This window comes from Shewanella sp. UCD-FRSSP16_17, from assembly GCF_001675935.1.
Classification (GTDB): Bacteria; Pseudomonadota; Gammaproteobacteria; order Enterobacterales; family Shewanellaceae; genus Shewanella; species Shewanella japonica.
Map to the genome: position 1 here is coordinate 1 of NZ_LZFV01000043.1, position 650 is coordinate 650.

At 44.8% G+C, this 650-nt stretch carries 2 rRNA genes; both read right to left on the bottom strand.

The features are described from left to right. Positions 1 to 179: 179 nt before the first annotated feature. Positions 180 to 295, bottom strand: a 5S ribosomal RNA gene (gene rrf / locus A9267_RS17045). Between the two features lie 160 nt (positions 296 to 455). Continuing rightward, positions 456 to 650: ribosomal RNA gene (locus A9267_RS17050) — 23S ribosomal RNA — on the bottom strand; the annotation flags it as partial.

Here is a 650-nt window from a genome sequence, read left to right on the forward strand (position 1 = left end):
GGGGACGGGACTCGAACCCGCGACCCCCGGCGTGACAGGCCGGTATTCTAACCAACTGAACTACCGCTCCTTTAGCAAAATGCTTACGCGTAATGCTAAATGCTTTTTAAGTCGCTAACTTGTCAAAGTTAGTAGACTCGCTTTATCGTGATAAAGCTACTCTTTCGAGTAAATTAGGCGCTTGGCAATGACCTACTTTCACATGGGGAGACCCCACACTATCATCGGCGCGATTGCGTTTCACTACTGAGTTCGGGATGGGATCAGGTGGTACCACAATGCTATTGTCACCAAGCAAATACGGTGTTAATCGMTTATCGCAATTAACTAAATTCGGAAAGCTGTTTGAGTATCTTACTTTATTAAGCGCTTTAAATTCTTCACTAAGTCTTACCTTCAACAGTAAGTAATAAATCTAGTTACCATCAACTCAGATAAAAACTCATCTGGGTTGTATGGTTAAGCCTCACGAGTCATTAGTACAGGTTAGCTCAACGCCTCACAACGCTTACACACCCTGCCTATCAACGTCCTAGTCTCGAACGGCTCTTTAGAGGAATTAAATTCCTAGGGATGACTCATCTTAGGACTCGCTTCCCGCTTAGATGCTTTCAGCGGTTATCGATTCCGAACGTAGCTACCGGGCAATG